General features: G+C 72.0%; 19 protein-coding genes and 1 CRISPR repeat array. Of the genes, 5 read left to right on the top strand and 14 right to left on the bottom strand.

The genetic code is table 11. The features are described 5' to 3' along the window. Window positions 1–23: 23 nt before the first annotated feature. The 9 genes from cas2e to ACFVIM_RS17690 form a co-directional block, all read right to left on the bottom strand. Complete coding sequence (gene cas2e / locus ACFVIM_RS17730; protein ID WP_384302102.1) at window positions 24–317, bottom strand: type I-E CRISPR-associated endoribonuclease Cas2e; 294 nt, start codon at window positions 315–317, stop codon at window positions 24–26. Continuing rightward, a complete protein-coding gene (cas1e, locus tag ACFVIM_RS17725; RefSeq protein WP_384302100.1) occupies window positions 317–1,321 on the bottom strand; it encodes a type I-E CRISPR-associated endonuclease Cas1e in 1,005 nt (334 codons plus the stop codon). Before cas1e ends, cas2e begins: the two co-directional genes overlap by 1 nt. Before the next feature lie 4 nt (window positions 1,322–1,325). After that, on the bottom strand, window positions 1,326–2,078 hold the full coding sequence (cas6e, locus tag ACFVIM_RS17720; protein WP_384302105.1) for a type I-E CRISPR-associated protein Cas6/Cse3/CasE: 753 nt from the start codon (window positions 2,076–2,078) through the stop codon (window positions 1,326–1,328). Between the two features lie 5 nt (window positions 2,079–2,083). After that, a complete protein-coding gene (cas5e, locus tag ACFVIM_RS17715; protein ID WP_384302099.1) occupies window positions 2,084–2,890 on the bottom strand; it encodes a type I-E CRISPR-associated protein Cas5/CasD in 807 nt (268 codons plus the stop codon). Further along, complete coding sequence (gene cas7e, locus ACFVIM_RS17710; protein WP_384302097.1) at window positions 2,887–4,041, bottom strand: type I-E CRISPR-associated protein Cas7/Cse4/CasC; 1,155 nt, start codon at window positions 4,039–4,041, stop codon at window positions 2,887–2,889. The genes cas5e and cas7e overlap by 4 nt, the downstream gene beginning before the upstream one ends. Before the next feature lie 284 nt (window positions 4,042–4,325). After that, a complete protein-coding gene (casB, locus tag ACFVIM_RS17705) occupies window positions 4,326–4,922 on the bottom strand; it encodes a type I-E CRISPR-associated protein Cse2/CasB (RefSeq protein WP_384302095.1) in 597 nt (198 codons plus the stop codon). Window positions 4,923–5,101: 179 nt separating this feature from the next. Further along, complete coding sequence (casA, locus tag ACFVIM_RS17700) at window positions 5,102–6,874, bottom strand: type I-E CRISPR-associated protein Cse1/CasA (RefSeq protein ID WP_384302093.1); 1,773 nt, start codon at window positions 6,872–6,874, stop codon at window positions 5,102–5,104. Between the two features lie 232 nt (window positions 6,875–7,106). After that, on the bottom strand, window positions 7,107–10,025 hold the full coding sequence (cas3, locus tag ACFVIM_RS17695; protein WP_384302103.1) for a CRISPR-associated helicase Cas3': 2,919 nt from the start codon (window positions 10,023–10,025) through the stop codon (window positions 7,107–7,109). Window positions 10,026–10,177: 152 nt separating this feature from the next. After that, window positions 10,178–10,633: a CRISPR direct-repeat array (repeat unit 28 nt; unit sequence GGACCATCCCCGCGCCTGCGGGTTCGAC). A 156-nt stretch (window positions 10,634–10,789) separates the two neighbouring features. After that, a complete protein-coding gene (locus ACFVIM_RS17690) occupies window positions 10,790–10,960 on the bottom strand; it encodes a hypothetical protein (RefSeq protein WP_384302091.1) in 171 nt (56 codons plus the stop codon). Window positions 10,961–11,262: 302 nt separating this feature from the next. Here ACFVIM_RS17690 and ACFVIM_RS17685 point away from each other — a divergent pair, with 302 nt between their 5' ends. From ACFVIM_RS17685 to fabV, 3 genes are all read left to right on the top strand, one after another. Further along, window positions 11,263–12,189, top strand: a complete 927-nt coding sequence (locus tag ACFVIM_RS17685) for a trypsin-like serine peptidase (RefSeq protein WP_384302089.1) — start codon at window positions 11,263–11,265, stop codon at window positions 12,187–12,189. A gap of 156 nt (window positions 12,190–12,345) precedes the next feature. After that, the gene (locus tag ACFVIM_RS17680; RefSeq protein WP_384302088.1) at window positions 12,346–13,185 is read left to right on the top strand and encodes a class I SAM-dependent methyltransferase; all 840 of its coding nucleotides are present in this window, start codon (window positions 12,346–12,348) and stop codon (window positions 13,183–13,185) included. Between the two features lie 328 nt (window positions 13,186–13,513). Beyond that, the gene (fabV, locus tag ACFVIM_RS17675; protein ID WP_384302086.1) at window positions 13,514–14,728 is read left to right on the top strand and encodes an enoyl-[acyl-carrier-protein] reductase FabV; all 1,215 of its coding nucleotides are present in this window, start codon (window positions 13,514–13,516) and stop codon (window positions 14,726–14,728) included. A gap of 63 nt (window positions 14,729–14,791) precedes the next feature. Here fabV and ACFVIM_RS17670 read toward each other — a convergent pair whose 3' ends face one another. Continuing rightward, window positions 14,792–15,499 carry a hypothetical protein gene (locus tag ACFVIM_RS17670; protein ID WP_384302084.1) on the bottom strand — a complete coding sequence of 236 codons (708 nt, stop codon included), beginning with the start codon at window positions 15,497–15,499 and terminating at the stop codon, window positions 14,792–14,794. 332 nt (window positions 15,500–15,831) lie between these two features. Here ACFVIM_RS17670 and ACFVIM_RS17665 point away from each other — a divergent pair, with 332 nt between their 5' ends. Continuing rightward, window positions 15,832–16,692, top strand: a complete 861-nt coding sequence (locus ACFVIM_RS17665; protein WP_384302082.1) for a hypothetical protein — start codon at window positions 15,832–15,834, stop codon at window positions 16,690–16,692. A 148-nt stretch (window positions 16,693–16,840) separates the two neighbouring features. On the opposite strand, the gene ACFVIM_RS17660 is transcribed toward ACFVIM_RS17665, so the two are convergent. From ACFVIM_RS17660 to ACFVIM_RS17645, 4 genes are all read right to left on the bottom strand, one after another. Further along, window positions 16,841–17,425, bottom strand: coding sequence for a short chain dehydrogenase (locus ACFVIM_RS17660; RefSeq protein WP_384302080.1), 585 nt, complete (start codon window positions 17,423–17,425; stop codon window positions 16,841–16,843). An 84-nt stretch (window positions 17,426–17,509) separates the two neighbouring features. Continuing rightward, window positions 17,510–18,901, bottom strand: a complete 1,392-nt coding sequence (locus ACFVIM_RS17655) for an MFS transporter (protein ID WP_384302078.1) — start codon at window positions 18,899–18,901, stop codon at window positions 17,510–17,512. Continuing rightward, window positions 18,898–19,650 (bottom strand): helix-turn-helix domain-containing protein, encoded by a 753-nt coding sequence (locus ACFVIM_RS17650; RefSeq protein WP_384302076.1) that lies wholly within the window; start codon window positions 19,648–19,650, stop codon window positions 18,898–18,900. The genes ACFVIM_RS17655 and ACFVIM_RS17650 overlap by 4 nt, the downstream gene beginning before the upstream one ends. A gap of 250 nt (window positions 19,651–19,900) precedes the next feature. After that, window positions 19,901–20,803 carry an NAD(P)-dependent oxidoreductase gene (locus ACFVIM_RS17645; protein WP_384302074.1) on the bottom strand — a complete coding sequence of 301 codons (903 nt, stop codon included), beginning with the start codon at window positions 20,801–20,803 and terminating at the stop codon, window positions 19,901–19,903. A gap of 920 nt (window positions 20,804–21,723) precedes the next feature. Between ACFVIM_RS17645 and ACFVIM_RS17640 the strand changes: the two genes are divergently transcribed. After that, entirely contained in the window at window positions 21,724–22,422 is a 699-nt protein-coding gene (locus ACFVIM_RS17640) for a hypothetical protein (protein WP_384302072.1), read from the top strand. Window positions 22,423–22,535: the final 113 nt, after the last annotated feature.

Raw genomic sequence — 22,535 nt, 5'->3', positions numbered from 1 at the left:
CTCCCGGGCGGGACAGCCCTGAGCTAAACCGCCCCTGGTGGAACGCGGGGGCGCGCCGAAAGGATCAGGCCGTCGAAGTCGACCGGCTGCCAGCGGTCCCGGCCCGCGGTGCGGACGGCCCAGCCCTGTTCGTTGGAGGCGGGTTCGACGAGGATGGCCTGGCCGTCACCGATGCGGGCAGCCAGCAGTTCCCAGAGGCGGTCGCGGATCCGGCGGCTGGGATTGCCGACGAAGACCCCGGCACTCGCCTCCACCATCCAGCGGGTGAGATGCCCCCGGAGGCCCTCGGGCGCGGCGACGAGGATGATCACTGTCATCACGCGTCCCCCGCTTCATCGGTATCGGGGCCGATGACGGCGATGTGGTGGTCGGTCATGCCGTGCTCGGACAGGTCCGCGGTGCCGGACCAGTCAGTTCCGCCGGGGACGGCGCCGAGGTGCTCGTCCCAGAGGAGATTGGCCGCGTCGTCCGTGAACTCCTGTCCCTGGGGGGTGAGAAGCCCCTTGACGTCGTCGACGATCCGGCCGAGCAGCTTGTCCCGGGCGATGAGATCCCGCAGCCCCAGCCGGGCGTCCCGTTCCTCGGTGAGGCCCTTGGCCATGAGGTCGAAGGCGAGCGGGATGGTGTATTCGGCCTTGTAGAGGTCGGCGATGTCCAGGACGAAGGAGAGCGCCAGGCCCGTGTGGACGAAGCCAAGGCCGGGGCTGGCGCCGAGGCCGACGACCACGGCGTGACAGATGCCGTACAGGGCCGCGTTGGCGGCGGAGAGCAGGCGGTTCAGATCGTCTCCGGCCGCGTGGGCGTCGCCCGCCTTGTAGACACGGCCGTTCCAGGGCACTCCGGTGCGCTCCGCCTCGGCGCGGTAGATCTTGCGTACCCGGGCGCCCTCGCGGCCGCGGAGCTGTTGCATCGTCAGGGCACTGACGTCTTCTCCGGGGAACCGCATCCCGTACATGGCCCGCGCGACGGCGAGCCGCTCCTTGGGCCGGGTGACCAGCCACGCCTGCCGGTGCAGGAGGCCCGCGCCACGGCTGGGCCCCAGACCGGAGGCGTACATACGGACGCCTTGTTCGCCGACCCAGCAGATGGCGGTGCCGGAGTCGGCGAGGAGCTGGATCGCGCCGTGGGTGACCCGGCTGCCCGGTCCCAGCAGCATGACGGCGACCATTGCCGCCGGGATCCGCACGGTCTGGCGCTTGTTGATGACGACGACCGCGTTCTCGTCGCGGTCGAGATGGCTGCGCTCGACGTAGACGCTGGAGACGCGGTCGACGAGCCGATGGAGATCGTGCGGGTGGGCCTTCCACCAGATGTCGGGCATGCGCTCAGCTCTCCGTGTGGAGGGGGGCCAGGGTCAGCAGCCCACAGCCGTACGCCTTGGAAGGGCCGATGCCGTGGAGCAGGCGCTGGGTGAGGAGGACGGGGTCGGTGACGCTCAGACGGCCCTCGAAGGTCGCGGCGTTCAGGATGACGTGGGAGTCCTTGGCCGGGCCGGAGCCCTTGCGGAAGGCGTGGCGGTCGCGGGTGATGATGCGGATGTCCCGCGGCGGTTCCCCTCGCTCATCGCGGACCCCGTCGAGCTGGGGGGCGGTGGGGACGGTGAAGCCCCAGCGCTCGGTCCGGCTGAGGAACCAGGTGAGCTGGGCCGCGGCCGTGCGGTGACCGAGACGGAAGCCCCGGCGGTAGCCCTCCTGGAGGCGTTCGCTCTGGCGGGCGGTGAGCTTGTCGGGACGGAGGGTGTTCTGGACCGGGTTGGCGGTGAGGCGGAAGGCGAAGGCGCGACCTGGAGTGAGCCGCTCCAGGAGCGGCGCGTAGTCCCGTACCGCGCAGTGTTCACCGTCGGCGTCGGGCCAGCCCGCCCGCTCGACCAGGTGGCTCCAGTCGGGCTTCGAGGCGGTGAGGACGTAGAGGTGCGGGCGGTGGGCGTTGTCGGCGTCCAGGCGCCAGAGGGTGCGCTCCTGACTGGGGTGACCGGGCAGGCCGCCCTGCACCGCGCCATGCATGGCCCGGGGGCTGGCGAGGAGTCTGCGGCTCTCGGCGCGCAGGGGGTTGATACGGACGCGGGAGAGGTACGGCATGTCAGTCACCAGCCCAGGAGGGCGAAGGGGTCGTGGCCGCCCGAGTCGGGCTGTGGCCGGGCGGGGTCTGGGGTGAGTCCGGTCGGGGCCGCGAGGAAGGTGTCCAGGACCGTACGGGTGGTGAAGGCACGGTCCTTGGCCGCGAAGGTGAGAGGGACGTCCTCGCGGATGTCACCGCCATCGGGGTCATCGAGGGTGGCGGGGAGATCGATGTGGGTGGCGTTGCCGTGATTGCGGCCCCACCGTTCGCGGGCGCGCCGGGGGACCTGCCAAGGCTCCTGTTCCAGGACGTCCCTCAGCCCGCCGTCACGGACCCCGAGGAGGAGGGGGTGGGTGGGGACGCAGGAGCGGCGGCCGAGGGCGAGAGGGAAGGCGGGGCGGACCAGTGCGTGCCGCAGGATGTCGATGAGGTCGCGCGGGCCCGCGAGCGCGGCGACGAAGACGGCGTCCTGGAGGTAGAACCGCTGGGTGACATGGGTGTGTTTGGTGGGGGAGGTGAGTTTCTGGAGTCCTTTGGCGTTGACGGCGGAGGAGAGCAGCGGCCTGCCCCGGTAGTCGCTGACCGTGTGGTAGTCCCGCAGCAGGGTGCCGGGCTGGTCGGTACGGATACCGAGGCGCAACCGGGCGAGGTCGTCGATGGCGCCGCCCCGGGGGCGGCCGGTGGCGGCGGCCAGCAGGCCGACGACGCCCGATTTGGTGGGCTGGGGGCGGGTCTCACGGCGGTTGAAGGCGCTGCGGTCGCCCCAGGACTGGAGCGGGGCCGCGAGGCGGAGCAGCAGGACGTGGTGGTCGGTGGGGGCGGTGGCGGTCATGCGGGGTCCTTGAGCGCGGTCGCGACGCGGTCCCGGAGCGTAGTGAGGAGGTCAGGGAAGGTGACCGGCGCGCCGAAGGCCCGGCCGAGGGCTTCGGCGGTCTCCTGGGTGCGGGCGTCGCCCGCCGTGAACAGATGGCTCGCCGCGATGTGGAGCGGGGCGTCACCCCACATCTCACCGGCGGTGATCTGTTCGGTGGCGAGTCGGCGGGCCGAGACGGCCTGGATCCCGGCCTCGGCCGGGACGGGGTCCTCGAAGGCCGAGACCAGGTTGACGGGCTGGTCGGCGCGGAGGACCACGGCCACCAGTCCGGGCCGGGTCCGGTGGGCGAAGGTGTTGCCGTATCCGGTGGGCACGGAGCGGGCGAAGGCGTCGACGAAGTGACCGGTGGCCGCGAGCGCGGCCTCGCTGTCACCGCCGAGGTTGGCCAGGAGCTGGTGGATGCCGAGGGTGGCGTAGCGGTAGAGGGTGGCGGAGTTGAAGCCGACGGTGCCGATCATGCCCGCGCCGGTCTCCTCCTTCTCGTTACGGTCGTCCACGGCGGTGAAGTAGTCGAACTCCAGCTGCGTCTCATGGGTGGACAGGGCATGGGCGACCTGGACGGCGGCGTCGACGTTGAGCGCGGGGATGTCGGCGACCATCCGGCCGAAGAGGGCGACACCGAGCGGATGTCCGGTGGTGAACGTCGCGGCGACCGGAAGTGTGGCGATGGTGTCGGTGAGCGCCTTGTCATCGAGGGCGCTGAGGTCGGCGGCACGGTCGGTGACCAGACCGGCGACCGCGTCGAGCTGGGCGTCACCGTAGAAGAGGAGGTACGCGGTGTCACCCGCCTTCTTGCCCTGGCTGAGGCCGAGCTGCCCCAGCAGGGCCGCGGCCAGACGGGCGCCCTGGTCCCGGTCGAGGCCGGTGGCTTCGGTGATCCGGTCGGTGAGTTCGCCGGTGATCCGCTTGGTGCGGACGGAACGCTCGGGCGCGGGGATCTGGTCATCGAGGTGGAGGCGGGTGGCGCGCTTCCACGCCTGGGAGGAGACACGGGAGCGGCGCACTCCCCCGTAGGTCGCCTCCTTGGGGTTGCCCTGGTCGTCGCGGTTGAGGTTGGCCGGCGGAACGGTCTGGATGACGTGGATATCGACGTAGAGAGGACGCATCATCGGGTACTCCGGATAGAGGTGTGATGGGAGGGGTGCGTGGTGTCGGTGGGCTCAGCGAGCCAGGCGGGTGGGACAGGGCGCCGCGCGGGTGACGCGGTGCGGGCGAGCGACCCGGACTCGGTGCGGGTCGCCGTGTATCGGAGCTCCATGGGCGGCGGGGGCGGGCGCGCCGAGGTACGCGGGGAACGTGCGGCCGCGTTGTCGGTGTGGCTGTCGCCCGGTGTGGTCTTCGCACGGACGGCGGCGCTGCCGTCAGCTCCGCCCTCCTGACGGCGCTAACGGCGCTAACGGCGGGAGGAGGGCGGCTGGGTCCAGGCGTTGTAGTCCAGGCCCCAGCGGCGGCGAACCCTCGACCGGGTGTCCGGGCGGGCCCAGTCGTGGAGGTCGTCGGCGAGCCGGTCATAGTCCAACGGTTGTCTGATGCCCTTGAGCTGGGTGACCAGGCCCCGCAACCGCAGCCGCAGCGCCGCGGTGGAAGTGGTGGAGAAGGCCTGCTGGAAGCGGGCGTCCACGGCCTCCTCACTGGTGGTGGCGTGGAGGCGCAGGGCGAGCATGGCCCGGCCGAGGCCGACACCATCACGGTGCATCGGCCGGTCCTGGCTCTGCTGGTGGAGCCCGAAGAGGGCGAGGGCCTCGTGCTCGGCTTCCTGCGCGGACGACACCTCCCCGCGCCGGGCGGCGAAGTCATCGACGGGACAGGTGTAGAAGCGGAACATCTCCAGCACCGTTCCGGCAGGGCTGGACAGGCCGCGGCGCAGAACGGCGAGATCCTCTCCCGGAGGACGCCGCTCGGCCGGGGTTCCCCCCTTGCGGCGCCAGTTGCCGTCCAGGGCGACGTACTGGTGCCAGATCCGGGCTTTCCCCCGGTCATCATCGGGCATGGGCATCTCCACGTGGGTGCGATGGCCCCGGTACGTCGGGGCCGGAGGAAGAAGGGTCGGGCGCGCAAGGGCGTACGGAGGCGCGACAGACCGCGACGGTGGGCGGCTGGCCGTGGGACGTCCATCCGTGAGATCAGCGGCCGTCAGTGAGTCAGCGATCGTCAGCGGCGGACATGGCGTCAGCGACCGTCGGCGGAGGGGCGCGGCCGTCCGGCTCTCCAGTGCGCCTCGGCGCGGCGGAGGGTCGCGGAGCGGCGCTTGCGGAAGGATGCCTCGGCGAGGGACGCCCGGTAGGAGTGGGGCGTCTTTCCGTCTTGCTGGGTGATGCTCCGGCCCGCGTAGGCCGCGACGGGCACGGCCCGTAGCAGTCGGTCGGCCACGTCCCCGCTGTGGCGCCACGCGAGCTGTTCCCAGGCCAGCTGACCCGCCTCGATCGTGGCCTCGTCCGTGTCCGGCGTGCGGCGCACTCCGGCGAGGAAGCGGCGGACGAGCGGGTCGAGGGCGTGCAGGACGAGTTCACCCGGGCGCTGACCCTTGTCCCAGGGGATCGGCTCGGCACCCAGGGACCGGTGCAGATCGGCGGAGAGGATGTTGACAGCGGTGGCCAGCTGTTCGGCCTGCTCGGCGATCTCCAGGACGGCGCCGTGCACATGGGTCTGCTCGCCGAGTGCCGCCAAGGGCAGCGGGAGCGAGTCGGACATGACGTCCTCGACCACGGCGGACTGGTTGCCGTAGGCGATACCGGTCAACTCCACCCGGAGCGGGTAGGTCTCGCCGATCTCCTCGCGGACCGCTCGCACGTGGTCCAGGACACGGCTGGTGGCGAAACCGCCGCTCTCCTCACGCGCCGCGCGGTCTGCACGCTCCGGGGCGAGGAGGGCGTCCAGGCCGCGCCAGGCGGCCTTGCCGGGACGTAGCCGCAAGGGCCTGCTGGCGGGGATCGGCTTCCGCCGGGCGGACGGCTTGGATGCCGTGGGATCGATCCGCCACATGGTGTGGGTCTCGATGTCGGGAGTGTGGGGCATGCGGTCGCCCGCGGCGACCAGGACCCGGGTCACCCGCGGCCCCTCGGGCGTACGGATGGGGAAGAGCCGGATCCGCCGCGACTGCCAGGTCCACAGGTCAAGAAGGCCCTCGGGGACCCGCTCGCTCCACCGGGCGGTGCCGACCGAGCGGTGCGCCTCGGGCTGCCCGTCACCGGCGCGGCGGAGCCACTGGGGACGGTCCGTAGACCGGGGCGGCGGGCCGCTCGGGATGTTGAGCAGCAGGGTCTCGAACAAGGTGGAGCCGATGGGGAAGGTGACGCCCAGCTGCCCCAGCGGGCCGATCGGGTTGCCCGTGGTCTTGCCCGCCTTGACCTTCTCGTCGCCGACAGCGCCGGTCTTGATCGCCGCGGTGTCCCAGCCATGGGTGTGGAGCAGCCAGTGCGCCGCCTGCGCCGGAGTGAGTGCCAGCACTTCCGCCTCGGTGCGGGAGGCGAAGAGGGGGACGTTGTTGCCGGTGGAGGCGGTGGCCACGATCAGACCGGCGCCCTTGGTCTCGCCCTTGGCGGTCCGCAGATCGGCGACCTGGGCGAAGGGCTGCCGGGGGTGGAAGAGGTCGAACAGCTCCCCGTGCCGGTCCAGATAGTCATCGAGCCGCTGAAGCTGCTCCGGTGACCAGCGTCCGGCGCGGAACCAGCTCACCCATACGCGCTCGTCAGCGGGGCGGCCCAGCGCGTCCACCACGAGGGGCAGAAGCAACTGGCGGAAGACGGCTGGGCGTTGTGTCGGCAGCGCGACGGAGAGGTCGCCCAACTCATGCGCGTGCCGCAGGGCGTCACGTACGGAGTGGGCCACCACCTGGCCGTCGGCGAGCGAAGGGAAGGACAGCCACGGGTCGTCGGCTAAGGAGAACGTGAGGTCCGCCTCGGGGGCGGCGCCGGAGGGTACGGCGGAGAGGGCAGGGTTCATCAAATGCTCATTTCATCACTTTATAAAACAAAGGCTAGCAAGAGCGGCGGATACCACGGGACGCTACCGCCGTTTCTCGCCAACTCCCTCCACGCGAAAGTCAGTTGGGGCGTCACCCGGCGGCCGGTTCCGGAAACGGCACAGCGGCACTCCTCGCCAGACGCCCGCGAGGCCCACGAGACCAGCGGATCCACCGGCCTTCTCTGACGGCGGCCCAGGGCGGCCCCGCAGCTCAGCCCTCCGCGGACTCCACCAGGAACCCGAGCGTGCGGTCATAGCGGACTCGGGCCTCACCCAGCCGCGCCCGGTGTGAGGCGTCCAGCACCAGCGCATGGCTCCGGCTCAACCACGCGTGCCCATGCCAGCCGGGCAGTGGGGAGAGCGCCAGGGCATCCGGCGTGAAGCTGGCCGGAAGTCGCACCGTCGCCCCCAGCACCTCGCTCAATAGTTCGGGAGCCACATCGCCGTTGACGCTGAGGGCCCGCCCCACCAGAGTGCGATAGCTTCCGCCCTCCTCGTCCCGGACTACCAGAACAACCTCGGCCGATTCATCACCGTCACGGACCGCCGCCCGCAACTCACGCTCACGACTGCCGGTCGAAGCGGCGAAGTGCAGCCCCGCGAGGGTCGGGCGCTCATGCTCCCCGTACGAGGCGAGCAGAAAGTCTCTGGCCCTGTCGGCCCGCGCTCTGTCGCTCTCCTCCTGCTCCCCACGGGCCTCCTCCCCCGCCGCGCGCCACTCCTCCGGCAGGAGTTCGGGATCAGCCCCGTACACCGCCTCCACCAGCGCGGGCACCTGGCCCGGTAGGGGCCACGTGCCGCCCGATGGCGGCAGTGCGGCGGCGGTCCGCAGCAGCAGATGGCGACCGTAGATGAACTCGCTGGCCCCGATGAAAGCGGGCTCCCGGCCCTCCCGCTGATCAAAGCCGGTGATGAACACCCGAGGCTCACCCAGTCGCCCCGGGCGACAGGTGCCCTGGTGCCGGTGGAGCCTGCCCATCCGCTGGAGCAGCAGATCCATCGGGGCGAGATCGGTGATCAGCAGATCGGCATCGACATCGAAGGACTGCTCGGCCAGTTGCGTCGCGACCACCACAAGGCGCTCCCCCGGCGAACGCGGTGTGTCCGGACCGAGCAGACGCAGACACTCCGCGGTCAGATCGGCGCGGTCGGCGACCGTGAAACGGGCGTGCAGCAGCCGGAGGGACCGCGCGCCGAACCGGCCGCGCAACTCCTCATAGAGACTCTGCGCCCGGCCCACCGAGTTACGGATCACCAGCGCCGTCCCGCCGTCGGCGAGTTCCCGCTCCAGCAGCTCCGCCACCGTCGCGTCGGCACCGCGCTGAAGACGCGTCCGCTCCTCACGGCTCATCCCCGGGCGGGGCACCTCCTCCACGACGGTCTCCACCCGCACATCCCGGTCCGGACGCCAGGCCGACGCCGCCACGGTCAGGAAGCCGGGCTCCCCACCGGTGTCCAGCCAGGCGGCCGTGACATTCGGATATCCCGGGGCGGCGGGAAGCCGCACCGCGAACTCCTCCCGCGAGGCGGCACCCGCCAGATACGCCGCGACCAGCGACTCCCGCTGCGCCGGAGGCAGCGTCGCCGAGAGCAGCACCACCGGGACCCGCGCCTCACCCAGCCAGTACAGGGCCTCCTTCAGGAACTGGCTCATATAGACATCGCACGCGTGCACCTCGTCCAGGACCACGACCTTCCCAGCCAGCCCCGCCGCACGGAGCATCACATGCCGGGTACGCGTCGCCGCGTAGAGAAGCTGATCGACCGTGCCCACGACGAACGGTGCGAGCAGGCCGCGCTTGGCCCCCAGAAACCACTCGGACGGCCCCTGCCGCTCCGCCGCGCCACACCCGGAGGGCTCCATACCAAACGGGTCGTCCCCGAGACCGTACTCATCGACCCCACCCCATACGTCGCCTGACATACCGTCGGCTCCGCCCGTGCCCTCCGCGCCCTCAGTGCCCTCCGTCAGTTCCTTCCACTCGGTGGTGAACTCCCGCTTGCCGTGCAGCAGCACCACCCGTGAGGCCAGATCCCCGGCGCCGATCGCGCTCAGCCAGCGACGAGTCCGGGAGAACATCGGATCGCTCGTGGCCTGCGAGGGCATCCCCACGAACACCCCGTCGGCCCCGAAACGCGCCGCGAGCACCTCCGCCGCGAGCTGCGCGGCCTCCGTCTTCCCCTCTCCCATCGGGGCCTCGACCACCATGATCCCCGGGGCCGCCATACGGTGGGCGACCTCGACCACCTGACGCTGTGACGGGCGCGGCGCGCAACCGAAGCGCTCCTCGAACGCGCCCGGTCCGGGAAGCGCCAGCCGCTGCCAGCCACCCCGCAACCGCAGCGCCTCCCACGCGTCCGCCGCACGCACACGCGAGACCTCCAGGCCAATGGAGTCCAGATCGTCCAGCCCCGGGAAATGGCGCTCGTCACTGGCGATCCAGTCGGCCATCACCATCAGACCGCTCAGATGCAACTGCAACGCGCGGGGCGGCACCTCAGCGGGCTCGGCCTCCGACAGCCCTACGAAACCCAGCTCCTCCGAGAACACCTCGAACACCGCCGTCTGGACCTCACGCCACGCCTCCCGGCCCCGCAGATGCCCCCGCGCCTTCCGGGGCTCCTGGAGATTCCCCAGCGTCGGGAACGCGCCATGATGCCCGGCGACCAACGGCCACACCCAGTCGGTATGCCGCACGTCCCAGCCCGCCGCGCCCAGCACCTCGCGCACAAGCACCCCACCGGCCTTGTCATGCCGCCACGCCACGCCTCGCGCCCCCGCGACCAACCCCTCCGACCAGGTCAGCCCGACCGCCCGCACCACCTCGGCGCCCTCGGGCCACAGACGCTGATGCGCGGGCGTCGCCTTCCCAACGTCATGCAGCCCGCAGAGCCAGACGAAGAACGACCGCCCCCGGCCCGCCCCGCCCGCCAACTCGTCCAGCGCGCTCCTCGTCGCGGGCGCGAGGAACCGATCCCACAAGATCTCCGCCACGGCGGCCGTATCCAGAAGATGACACATCAGCAGACTCGTCCGCCCGCCCGCTCTCTCCCGCGACTTCCCCCACAGGGCCCCTAACGCGCCTAAGACCCCCTCGCCAAAACGCTCACACCGCTCCCGCAGCCCCATCGCCGATTCTCCCGTCACGCCGATCTCCACTCATGCCGGCGATCGTAGAGCTCACCACTGACAATCGGCCTTGAGCTGGGACAACGTCACTCCGACGGGACCAAGGCCGGGCAGAAGGCCGATGGCCAGCTCCTGTGATCGGGGTCGGCGGAGGGGCAATCCCGCGCCTGCGGTTTCGACACGCCGACCAGAGCACGCTGGATCTCCTCGATCGGACCATCCCCGCGCCTGCGGGTTCGACCCCCACTTCGTCGGAGGCCCGACGGCCCCGTAGGGACCATCCCCGCGCCTGCGGGTTCGACCACGTGGACCCCCGCATGCGGCAGATGACCGGCCGGACCATCCCCGCGCCTGCGGGTTCGACCGCCCCGGCGGCTGGCCGTTCCTGCTGCGCTGGGGACCATCCCCGCGCCTGCGGGTTCGACAAACGGGCTGGAGCGTCTCGAAACTCACCGAGAGGACCATCCCCGCGCCTGCGGGTTCGACCTGAACACCCCGGCCGCCGCCCCGTACACGCCGGGACCATCCCCGCGCCTGCGGGTTCGACTACGGCTGGCCTTCCGCCGGGCAGCGGGCCCGGGGACCATCCCCGCGCCTGCGGGTTCGACACTTGCTGACCTGGGAACTTACCCACAGGTAGCCTAAATTTCCTTCGGTTGGTTTCGACCGATCGGCATGCCCCCTCCTCCACCTCAGCCCCGTCACCGTACCCCGCCCCGATCCACGTTCTCCGGCTCGCGGACCAAGTCGCCCCGGGCCAGCTTTCACTCCCGTACTCCCGCCAGTCCCACCGCCCCGCGACGCAGGGAGAGCCAGGCCGGGGCGAGCGTCGAGAGGACGGCGAGGGTCGCGCAGGCGGTCGTCGTGGTCGCGAGAAGGGGCCAGGGGATCTCGATGGATGAGGGCGGTACGGAGAGCAGGGCAGTGCGCTCCACATGGCCGTCGGCGGCGCCGTCCGGGCACCCGGCGGCACCCCTCGTCGGTACCGGCGGCTGTCCCCCGGGCTCCGACCGCTCACACCGGCACCCTGACCTGCGAGGCGCCCCCGCCGTACGCACGGCCGCCGCCCGTCGGTGGCCGGCCGCTCCGCATCGCGGTTCCCCGTACGCGTGTCCGCGAATCCGCACACGCGTGTCACAGACCGGCGACAGCGCCAACCGAACCGTGGCGACCCCTGTCCTGCTGTGCGGACGGACCGACCCGTCCCCCATCCGCACCGGCCGAGGAGAGATCCGCCTTGCTCAAGCTCAGGACGTCCACTTCCGTGATCCGGCTGCCGCGTGGCCGGGTCGCGGGGCTCGCCGTGGCCGGTATGGCCCTCGCTCTCGTCGCCCCGGTCCCGGCGACGGCGGTGCCGGTCCGGGACGCCGCCGTGGCGGCCGACCCCGTCTCCGTCCTCGGTTTCACCGGCACGGAGCGGCGCGACGCGCTCGCCTACTGGACGACGGCCCGGATGAAGGCCGTCGGGAAGTCCGTGGACCTCGGCCCGAGCGGACCGAAGGCCAAGCCCTGGCGGGGCGCCGCCCTGCCCGCCGTGGGGCGCCTCTTCTTCGTCAACTCCACGGGTGCCGACACCTGGTGCACGGCCACCGCCGTGACCAGCGCCAACAGGTCCGCCGTGATGACCGCGGCCCACTGTGTGCGCCGGGGCTCCTCCCCGTACAACACCAACATGAGCATGGTGTTCGTGCCCGGCTACCACCAGGGCAAGGCGCCGCATGGTGTGTTCGCCGTCCGCGCCGCCATGACGCCGCGCAGCTGGGAGACGTCGTCCGACAACGACATCTCGGCCCTGGTCGTCGGCGCCGACAAGAAGGGGCGCACGCTCACCGACGTCGTGGGCGGCCATGCCGTCGCGTTCGACCGCGCCGTCGGTGGCTCCATCACCGCCCTCGGCTACCCCGCCACCCGTCCGCAGCGCGGTGAGGAACTCCTGCACTGCGTCGGTACGGCGACGAAGGAGCACGGCGAGCAGGTGATCCCCTGCGATATGACCGGCGGCTCCAGCGGCGGCCCGTGGTTCGCCGGCTTCAAGGCCGGCACGGGCAAGGGCGTCCTCGTCTCGGTCAACAGCTCGCTGGACTCCCTGACACCGACCAAGATGTACGGAGAGGTGCTGCGGAACACGGCCAGGAAGGTCTACGACCGCGCCCAGGCGTTCTGACCCCCGGCCCGCAGCTCAGGCCACCAGCGCACGTCCCTGGCCCGGCGGGCCGGGGATGTGCGGCTCCTGAGGGAACGTGAAGCGCCGTTATCACCGTGCGAAGTCCCGACGCGCTGGGCAGGATGTGACGGCGGCGCTATCAGGAGGTCTGACACGGTGACGAACAGCGAACGGCGGCCCGGTCCCGCCATCCGTCCAGCGGTACGGGATGTGTACGGTCCCGACGATCTGAGCACGGCCCCCATCTTCGCCGGAGGGTTCATCAACTTCGGATACTGGCGCGCCCTCGACCTGAGCGGCGCGATCGGCGAGGCGGAACGGATCCGCAGCCAGGAGGACCTCTACCGGCATGTCCTGGACGCCGCCGGACCACCGGACCGGGCCTCGGTGCTGGAGGTGGGCTGCGGACTCGGCATGGGCGGCGTGGTGACCCTGCGGGAGTACCACCCCGCCACGGTCACCGGCATGGACATCCACCCCGACCAACTGCGGCGGGCCCGCGCCACGCACGCGGACCTGCTCCGGCGGGAGCCCGAGCGGCTGCGCTTCGTCCAGGGAGCCGCGGAGGACATGCCCGTGGCGGACGCCGCGTTCGACACCGTGATCAGCGTGGAGGCCGCCCAGCACTTCCCCGACCTCGACGCCTTCGCCCGGGAGACCGCCCGTGTCCTGCGCCCCGGCGGCCGGGTGGCCCTCGCCAGCTTCTTCACCGTGGACGACGCGCCCGGCCGGCCCGCACAGCTCGCGGCGCTGCTGGAGACCTTCGCGAACGGGCTGGACATCGCCCGCCCGCTGACGGCCCTGACGAGCGCCTTCGGCTCGGCGGGGTTCACCCAGGTGCGCACCGAGTCGATCGGCCGGTATGTCTGGCAGGGCTGGGACCGCTGGCTCGACCGGTCCTCCTGGGGCCCGGGGACCTGGCCGCGGAACTTCCTGCGCGCCTACGAGGAGGGGATCCTCGACTACTACGTCATCACCGCCGACCGGCCGGGATAGGACCCGTACTCCTCGTACGACGTGCCGTTCGGGAGCGGCGGCCCCGAGGCGGGGCCGTACGCCTTCTCCCGCCCTCCGGCGCGCGAGCGCCGGACCGGTGCCGGAGCGCGCTCATGGGCCGCGCGGCGCGCACCGGGCGGGACATGGTGGAAACGCTCCAAGATCGGTTGGTGATCGTTGTTCCCGGCACGGCTCCGGGGCGCGGGGGCGCTGGCGCAGACTGGCAGGACACGGTGCCCACCGGGTGCGCCGTGACCATGTCCGTGACCGTGACCGCGTTCATGACCGCGTTCATGTCATCGGACCGGCCGAGCCAAGGACTGCCAACGTGACCGAGCGTGTACTGACCCCCCGCAACCGGGGCTTCCTCTTCCTCGACTCCCATCCGGCGGGCTGCCGACGGCTGGTGGACGACATGTGGCAGTCCTGCCCCGCTCCCGCCGGCGCGCCGGAGGGCACCGGGCCGGTGGCCCTGATCATCGGCTCCTCGGCCGGATACGGACTGGCGGCCACGGTCGCCGGGCTCAAGCGCGCCGGTATCCGCGGCGTCCTGGTCTCCTTCGAGAAGGCGCCCACCCCACGGCGTACCGCCACGGCGGGCTGGTACCGCACCGCCGCCACCGCCGACCTCGCCACCGCCGCCGGACGGGACCTGGTCTTCCTCAACGGCGACGCGTTCTCCGACCCGGTGAAGGACCAGGTCGCCGATCTCATCGAGGAGCGTTTCGGCGGCAGGCTGGACTATCTGGTGTACTCGGTGGCCGCGCCCCGGCGCACCGACCCCGACACCGGCGCCACCTACGGTTCCGTCCTCAAGCCGATCGGCCGGGCGAACCGCACCAAGACCCTTCTCTTCGACGAGCGGGGCGTTCCCGAGGTCCGCGAGGTCGAGACCGGCCCGGCCGAGGGCGACGACATCGAGCAGACCGTGGCCGTGATGGGCGGTGCGGACTGGGAGCGCTGGATCGACCACCTGTCCGCCCGGGGCGTGCTCGGCGACGGCTTCACCACCGCCGCGCTGTCGTACATCGGTTCCTCGCTGACGGAGGCGATCTACCGGCAGGGCACCATCGGCGCGGCCAAGGCCCATCTGGAGGCCACCGCCCGCACCCTGGACGAGCGGCTCGGCGCCACGGTGGGCGGGCGGGCCGTGACCTCCGTCCATGGCGCCGCCGTCACCCAGTCCTCCACCGCCATCCCCGGCATCGCCCTGTACACCGGTCTGCTGCGCGGGGTCCTCGGACCGGATCTCGTCCCGCCGATCCGGCAGCTCGCCGCCCTGTGGGACCAGCTCACCGGCGCCGAACCGCTCGCCCTGGACGACGAGGGCCGGATCCGCCTGGACGCCTGGGAACTCACCGAGGACGTCCAGGCGGCCGTCGCCGACCGCTGGGCGGCCGCCACGACCGACACCATCGCCGGCCTCGCCGATCTCGACTGGTTCCGGGCCGAGGTCCAGCGCCTGTACGGATTCTCCGTGCCGGGCGTCGACTACACCGCCGCGGTGGAGACCGACGTCCCCTGGCCCGCTGCCACGCCCTGACCCTGACTTAGGGAGTCCTCGTTGGGCCGCTCCCGGTGGTGCGGAGCGGGAGCGGCCTCATGCTCAGCCCTTCGTGGTGGCACCGGCGGCGAGCGCGTCCGTCTGGGCGCGCTGGGCGGCGGCGACCGCGGCGGCCCCGTACCCGGGGATACGGCCGGTGATCTCCGGCGCGACCGGACCGTTGACCTCCAGCCTGATCACCACGGTGCCGGACCGGATGAGGAGGGAGTCACGGGCGCCGAGCGACCCCTGGCCGTGGAACCGGGCCCGCTCGTCCCCGAGCGCCGTGGCCGGGACGCTCCTCACCGTACGGTCCGAAGCGGACCCCGTCCGTTCCGTCGTGTACGAGGCGCGGGCGGCCGCCGCGTCCCGGTACGCCCGCACGGTCAGGCCCACGGACCAGCCCTCGCCCTGCTCCGGGGAGTGCTTCGCCCACACCGCCGTACCCCCGTGGAGCAGTCCCTCGCACCAGGAGTCGAGGGGGTCCACGGCCGGGGAGGCGCCGGGGCAGAGGAAGTCGGCGGGCTCCACCGCCCGGTGCGTCTCCTTCGGCAGTCCCGGCACGACCAGCGTCGGCAACGCCCGCGCGGCGAGGGCCGCGGTCAGCGGTGCGGCGACCGGAGGGGACACCGTCGCCGGGGCGCGGCCGTCGGCGGTCGCGGGCGCGGTGGTGGCACTCCTCTTCTCCGGTGCCGCGTCCTCACCGCAGCCGCTCAGCAATCCGGCCACCGCCGCCACCGCCACGACCGCACGCACTCGTCCGCCACGCATCCCGCCCCACCGCACCCCTTCACGTGTTGAGGCGGATCATGCTAACCCCTGCTCAGCGCTGCCCTCGCCGCCGAATCCGGGGACCGTCACGGGCTGTGCGCCGCCCGGCGGGTCGACGGCCGAACGCGGGGGCACCCCCGGGCCGAAGGCGCCCCGCAGGCCCCGGCAGGGGCGATTACCCGCGTGGTAATCGCCCTTCGTCTGGCGGGTGGACAGGATGTGATCACCGCGCTGAACACCGAACGGGCAAGCCCGGCGACCTCTCCGAGGCACGTCCGGGAGCGTCCCCGGGGTCAGCCGACCGCACCCGTCCTACCGCACAGGAGATCCCCATGAGACGCCTCGCTTCCGCCGCCGCCGTGACCGCCCTGGGGGCCGTCACCCTCCTGGCTCCCACGGGCACGGCCCACGCGGGCGTCATCCCACCCATCACGCCAGCCGCGCCGACCCCTCCCACCACCGATATCGGCGTCCTGGGTTTCGCCCCGGACCGTGCCGTCCCCGGCGAGAAGGTCACCTACCGGCTGACCGTCACCAACAGGGGCCCGCAGGCCGCGGCACCGTATCTGGACGTATCGCTGCCGCTCGGCTCCACCGAGGCGACCTACGACGGTCGCCCGCTGACCGGCGGCTCCGTCCGGATGGAGGCGCTGGAGCCCGGCGAGACCAAGCGCGTCAGCGTCCAGGCGAGGATCGGCGCCAACGGTGGCGGGACGCTCCTCGGCGCGAACTTCGAGATCAGTCAGGGGGCTTACGACAACCCGGTGTACCAGGACACGTTGTACGCGAACAACATCCTGAAGCTGAGGACGGTGAACGAGACGGCGGCCCCGGACCCCGGGTACCACGGCAGCATCCAGCTCACCGGCCGGGTCACCGGCGGCTCCGAGCCGGGGGACCGGGTCAGGCAGCGGCTGGTCATCCACAACACCGGAGAGGCCAAGGCCCGTGACATCGCGCTGGTGGGGGTGGTGAACGCCCCGTCCGGGGAGATCACGGAGGTCACCGGTCTCGACGACGGACGCGGTGTGGTCACGAAGAAGGGACTGAACTACACCCTGCCGTCCCTGGACCCCGGCACCTACCGCGTCGTGACCATCGTGTCCCAGCGCGCCACCGTCGGCGACCTCGGCGGAAGCTACTTCGCGGGCGCCGACGGCGCCGGATACCCCGAGCTGGAACTCCGTGGCTGACGGTCCGGACCGATCACGCCGTCACGCGGGGGCCGACGGACACCGGCCCCCGCACGGCCTCGTCTCCCGGGTGCCCTCATCCCGGCCTTCCGGGTCCGGGGCCGGAGCCACCCCGGACGGGCCACCGCCCGCAGGGGCATGAACGTGGTCAGGGACGCAGGGTCCGGCCTCGCGCGTCACCTTCCACGGCCGCCACATAGGCACGGGCCACCTCGGCGGCGGGAGTACCACCGGCCGGGTCCATGTCCAGCTTCGCCAGGGTCTCGGCGATCCACCCCGGGCTGATGAGGTTGATCCGCAGACCGCGCGGCATCTCGGCGGCGGCGTTACGGACGAAGCCCTCCAGCCCCGCGTTGATGAGGGCGCCCAGCGACCCGTCGGCCAGCGGTGCGGCGAAGGTCCCTCCCGTCAGCGTGATGGATCCGCCGTCCCGCAGATGCCGCACGGCCCGCCGGGCCAGGGCGACCTGACCCAGGAGCTTGCCCCTGACTCCCTCGGCGATCTCGCGGTCCGCCGCTGACACCAGATCCACCAGCGGGCCGCTGGCGGCACAGCACACGACGGCATCGAGATCCCGCACCTCGGCGAAGAGCGCGTCCAGCGAGCGGGGATCCTCCAGATCCACCGTCACCGGGCCGCCGCGCGACGCCCGCACGACCTCATGGGAAGCCTCCAGCGCGCTGGCGACCACACCGCCGATCGTTCCGGTCGCCCCGATCACCAGTACTCTCATGCCCTCGATCATGTCAGTGGCGACGCCCCGAACGCCCGTATCACCGAGCACCGCCCAGGCCGAGTAACCGGACGTGACCGGTCCCTACGCCGTTCCCGGCGCGTCCGGCGCGTCCGCCCGGCCGTCGAGCCGTTCGCCTTCCGGCGCCCGCGCCGGTCCGGCCGTCGGGTCGGCGTCGTCCGCCCCGCCCTGGGTGATCACCCGCGCCGGGCGCACGGTCAGGTTCCGCACCTGTCGGCTGCACAGGGCGGCGCCCGTCGCGGCGAGGCACAGCAGCGCCCCACCCAGCAGCGTCTCCCGTGTGCCGAACCGCTCGGCGAGGGGACCCGCGGCCATCTCCCCGAGCGGGAGCGCGAGGAGCGAGCCGAGGATGTCGTACGAGTAGACCCGGGCGAGCCGGTCCGGCGGGACGTTCTCCTGGAGGGACAGGTCCCACGCGACACCGAACTGCTCGATCGCCATGCCGTTGACGAACATCGCGACGACGAGCAGCGCCAGCGGCGCGGCCTCGGCGAGGGCGATCAGCGGGAGCACATCGAGAGCGATGACGGCGACGCCGACGCGCAGCATATGGCGCGAGCGCGACCGGGCCACGACGAAACCACCGACGAAGGCGCCCAGCATCTGTGTGGCGAGGACCAGGCCCCAGGCCGTACGGCCGAAGCTGTCGTCGGCGATGGACGGGCCGAGGACGTGGATCCCGCCGGACGTGACCGCGTTGACGACGAAGAACTGCGCGACCACCACCCACACCCAGGTACGGGCGGTGAACTCGCGCCACCCCTCCCGCAGTTCGGCGAGCGGCCGCGCGGGCGACGGCTCGGGGCCGTCCGGGTCCGCCGGGCTGCTGGGGAGGCGGATGCCGTGGTAGGCGACGCCCGCGCAGGCGAACACGGCGGCGTTGACCACCATGCCCCAGGCCGGGGTGATCAGCGAGGCGAGCAGACCACCGAGCGACGCGCCGACGATCACACCCAGGTTGACCCCCATGCGTGTCACGGCGTTCGCGCTCCGCAGCATGCCCTTCGGGGCGACGAGCGGAACGAGCGCCGCCGTGGCGGGCATCGACACCGCGGACATCGCGCCGTTGAGCACGCTCAGCACGATCAGCAGGGGTACGGAGGAGGAACCCAGCAGCAGGACGGCGGCGACGGCGGCCTGGGCGAGGGCCGCGCCCGCGCTCGCGCCCTGGAGGATCACGGGCCGTGGCAGCCGGTCGGCGAGCAGACCGCCGAAGAGGACGAGGAGCACGGTCGCGACCGAGCGGGCGCCCACGACCAGCCCGAGGGTGACCGCCGAGCCGGTCAGGTCGAGGACGGCGAAGGCCAGGATGATCGGGGCCATGGCGTTCGCCAGGTGGTTGAGGGTGCGGCCGGTGGCGAGTCGGCGGAAGGGGCGGTGGCGCAGTGGCGCGAGGAGGCCGGTCATCGCCACGGGGGCCGGGGAGTCGCTCACCGGGGCCGAGGAGTCGCTCACCGGGTGCCCTCTGCCGCACCGCCGGTACCGGCGGGGGGTTCAGGGGTGGACGCGTGCCTGTGCGCTGATCCGGGAAGCGGATCGGCGTCAGGCCCGAGGTCGTCCGATGAGCCAGCCGACCACGGATCGGCGTCAGGCCCGAGGTCGTCCGATGAGCCGGTCACCCACGAATCGACGTCAGGCCCGGGGGCGTCCGATGAGCCGGTCACCGACGCGCTGACACCTCTGACCACCATCGGGAACAGCATCACCGTCGCGCTCACCCGCACCGCCCCCTCCGTGCCGGGTGGCAGTGCCTCCTCGTGCATGATCTGGCCCAGTTCCGCCGCCATCTCCTTGACCCGCCGCCATGTCTCGGGCGTGAGCGTCAGTTCGGCGTCGGTGAAGTCGCCCGCCGCGCCCGGCAGGCGCTCGCGGCTGCGCCGGACCAGTTCCTCGGCGAGGACGGACGCGACGGCACGGTGGTCCGCGCCGGAGCCCTTGGGCAGCCGCTCGCCGCTCTCCGGCAGATGCCGGTAGCGCTTCGCCCGCCCGCCCCGTACGGATATCTCCTCGACCAGGTCGAGCAGGCCGACGGCGTGCAGTTGGCGGATGTGGTAGCTGATGTTCGCCTGGGACTCGCCGAGTTCACGGGCCGTCTCCGCCGAACTCATCGGCGCTCCGGTGAGCAAGGAGAGCAGTCTCAGCCGGAGTGGGTGGGCGAGGGCGCGCAGCCCGCTGAGGGGCGGCTGGGGATCGGCATCTGACATGTCCGGCAGTCTGCGCCCCACGAGGACAACTGTCAAAGGTTCCTTTTGAGGTTGGCCGGACACGGCCCCCTCACCGCCGACGGCGGCCCCTTCCCCGCGGATCGAGACGGCGCCGGGCGTCGCGGACGCCTTGCACCGGCCGAGCCCGGCCCGGGGCCTGAAGGGGTGCCCGATCGCCGTCGGCACCCCTTCAGGCCCATGGAAGGAGTTCCACCGCCCCCGGCGCGGGCACCCGTCCCGGCTCGCGGGCTCAGCCGGACGGGACCTCCTTCGGGCTCTGGAACAGCTCGATCACCGCCGCGTAGCTGTTCTCCGCGTACCCCTGGTCAAGGGCCCGGCTGACCAAGGCGTGGATGAAGCTGGGCAGTTCGGTGTCCACGCCCTGGGACCGGCTCTCGTGGAGGAGGTGCTCGATGGACCCGAAGTGCGTCTCCAGCTTCGCGTCACGTGCCGGATAGGCGCCGTCCCCCGCGTCGATCTGCCCCGCGTAGTCCGTGACGAACAGCTTGATCGAGTCCATCCACGAGGTGGCCCACGGGAGGAAGGCCAGGGCGTCGATGCCCGCGCTCTTCAGCAGCGCGGCGCCATGGACGAAGCTGTTCAGGGTGCCCCACATCACGCCGAGCAGCGCCACGTCGTAGAGGACCGCGAGTCCCGGCTCCTCCCCCACGTACGTCGTGCGCCCGCCCAGCAGCCTGAGCGTGGTCTCGTGCTTGTCGAACGCCGCCCGGGAGCCGCTGTAGAAGAGCACCGACTCCGGCGCGCCGATGGTCGCGGGCACGGACATGATCGCGCCGTCCAGATACTCCGCGCCCCGGGCCGCCGCCCAGTCGGCGGTCTCCCGGGCCTGCTCGGACGAGCCCGAGGTCAGATTGGCGAGTACCCGTCCCTCCAGAGCGCCCTCCAGCGGGTCGAGGAGTTCGCGCATCACGTCGTACGTCGACAGGCAGACGACGACCAGTTCGCCCGCCGCCACCGCCTCGGCGGCGGTGGACGCGCGCTCCGCGCCCTCCCGTACCAGCTCATCGGCCTTCCCGGCGGTCCGGTTCCATACGGTGGTGGGATGGCCCGCCTTCAGGAACGCGGCGGCCAGCGCCTGCCCCATGAGACCCAGCCCCAAGACCGTGACCGGTGCGTTCTCCTTGGCCGTCATAACAGCTCCTTACCTCACCGGGAAGGCGGTGCCGAGAGACGCACTCCTTCCCGCTACGGGACGGTGAATTGACAGGCCGACACATCGGCGGGACGTCGTTCCTCCGTGCGATGGCGGCCTGGCCAGCCTGAACGAATCCACCCCTGTGATCAACCGGGTATCCCCGCGTGCTCCCACCGCCTCGCTGGCGCATTCTCGAATGCCTTGCGGACCGCGCGTCGCCTATCCGAACCCGCGTGCCCTTACCCCCGTTGAGCTGGTCGTCCACCCGCCCCTTGTCCGCATTTACCGACCGGGGTTCTTTCTCGGCCGAGAAGTCACCCTGAGCCCCATGGGAATTAATTCGACGTGATCTGGAACACGGTTATCCCGCTTCCTCGAAATGACCTCGGAGACTGCCTTGACGCCACTCCCGGAGATTTCTCTGACGGATCGCCAGATATATTCCCCTGTCCTCAATTCAGCGACGGATAAAACAGAATCACCCGGACCTTCCACCCTCGGCCCGCCACCGTACGCCGCCATCCCCCGTCCCGAAGGCGCTGGTCAGGGCCCGCTGTCCGCCACCGCACCGCCCGCACCGCGCCACGAGCCGGGTTCACGGGCATGCGGTCAGCGCCACTCCCACTCCTGCCCCCGGCCGCCCCGGCACCGCGCCAGAGTCCGCGGGCGACCGCCGTGGACGGCGAGGGCACACCGCGGCGGACCGTTGACCGGCTCCACCTGACAGCACGTCGAGAGGGCTCCCGGTTCCCTCCTGATATGCCTGGGTCCGCGGCGCCCGGTGGTGCGACCCGAGTGCGCACCATGTGAACGAACCCTGCCCTCCACGCCAGTGACAACCCCGGCGGACCGCAGCACAGTGGCGGCGGAGACAACACCCGGAAGGACAGACCTAACCCGGCTCTAAGGAGAGCGAGTTGAACCGACAGACCATCACCCGCGGCATCGGCGCCCTGGTGGCGGCGTTCGCCCTGACCCTGGGCAGCTCAGGCCAGGCGTCCGCCGCCTCGCAGCACCTGTGGACCTACACCTCGCCCGGCCTGTGCGTCTCGGGTTACGCCGAGACCAGCACGGGGGCCGACGGGGGAGGCTTCTCCAAGAGCATCGCGTACACCTGGCACCAGGGAAACACCGCCATCTGCGCCACCGCGTTCACCAGGCCGGTGGGGTGGATCTCGGTCGAGAGCTACCTCATCGCGTACGACGCCCCCCGGGGCGTCTGGTACCGCTGTGGAGCTCCCGTGGGCCCCTACACCAACTCGGTTCCCGCCTTCGGCTGGCAGGTCTACCGCCACACCTACCGGGCCTGCGGCGGCAACGTCTGGTACGCGACCAACACGGCCTCGTACTCCTACGGCGGGGTGAGGTGGCACGGCGGCTGGGTCGTCTCCGGCTCGCACTGGGTGCCCCTGGCCGGGCGGGCCGACACCGCGCCGCCCACGGCACCGAGGATCAGTGCCGCCGAGGCCCTGCGGCGGGGCGAGATACGCGTCGGCGGCCCGGACGGCCCCCGGGCCACGGCCGCACAGCTCCAGCCAGAGCCCACCCGCGCACCGGGCACCACGACACCCATCGTGCCCCGAGCCGGTGTCACCGTCTCACCGGTGTCGCGGTAGCTCGCGCCACCGGTGCCGGGTGGGGGCGGGTGCGGCCCGGCTGCCCGCCCCCACCCGGTGCCACCGACAGCTGTCCCAGGGCCGTGACGCGGCGGGCCCGCTCCGGGCTACCC

This window comes from Streptomyces sp. NPDC057638 (genome assembly GCF_042800315.1).
Taxonomy (GTDB): Bacteria; Actinomycetota; Actinomycetes; order Streptomycetales; family Streptomycetaceae; genus Streptomyces.
Note: the sequence above shows the minus strand (reverse complement) of the source record. Positions and strands in the feature narration are given on the sequence as shown.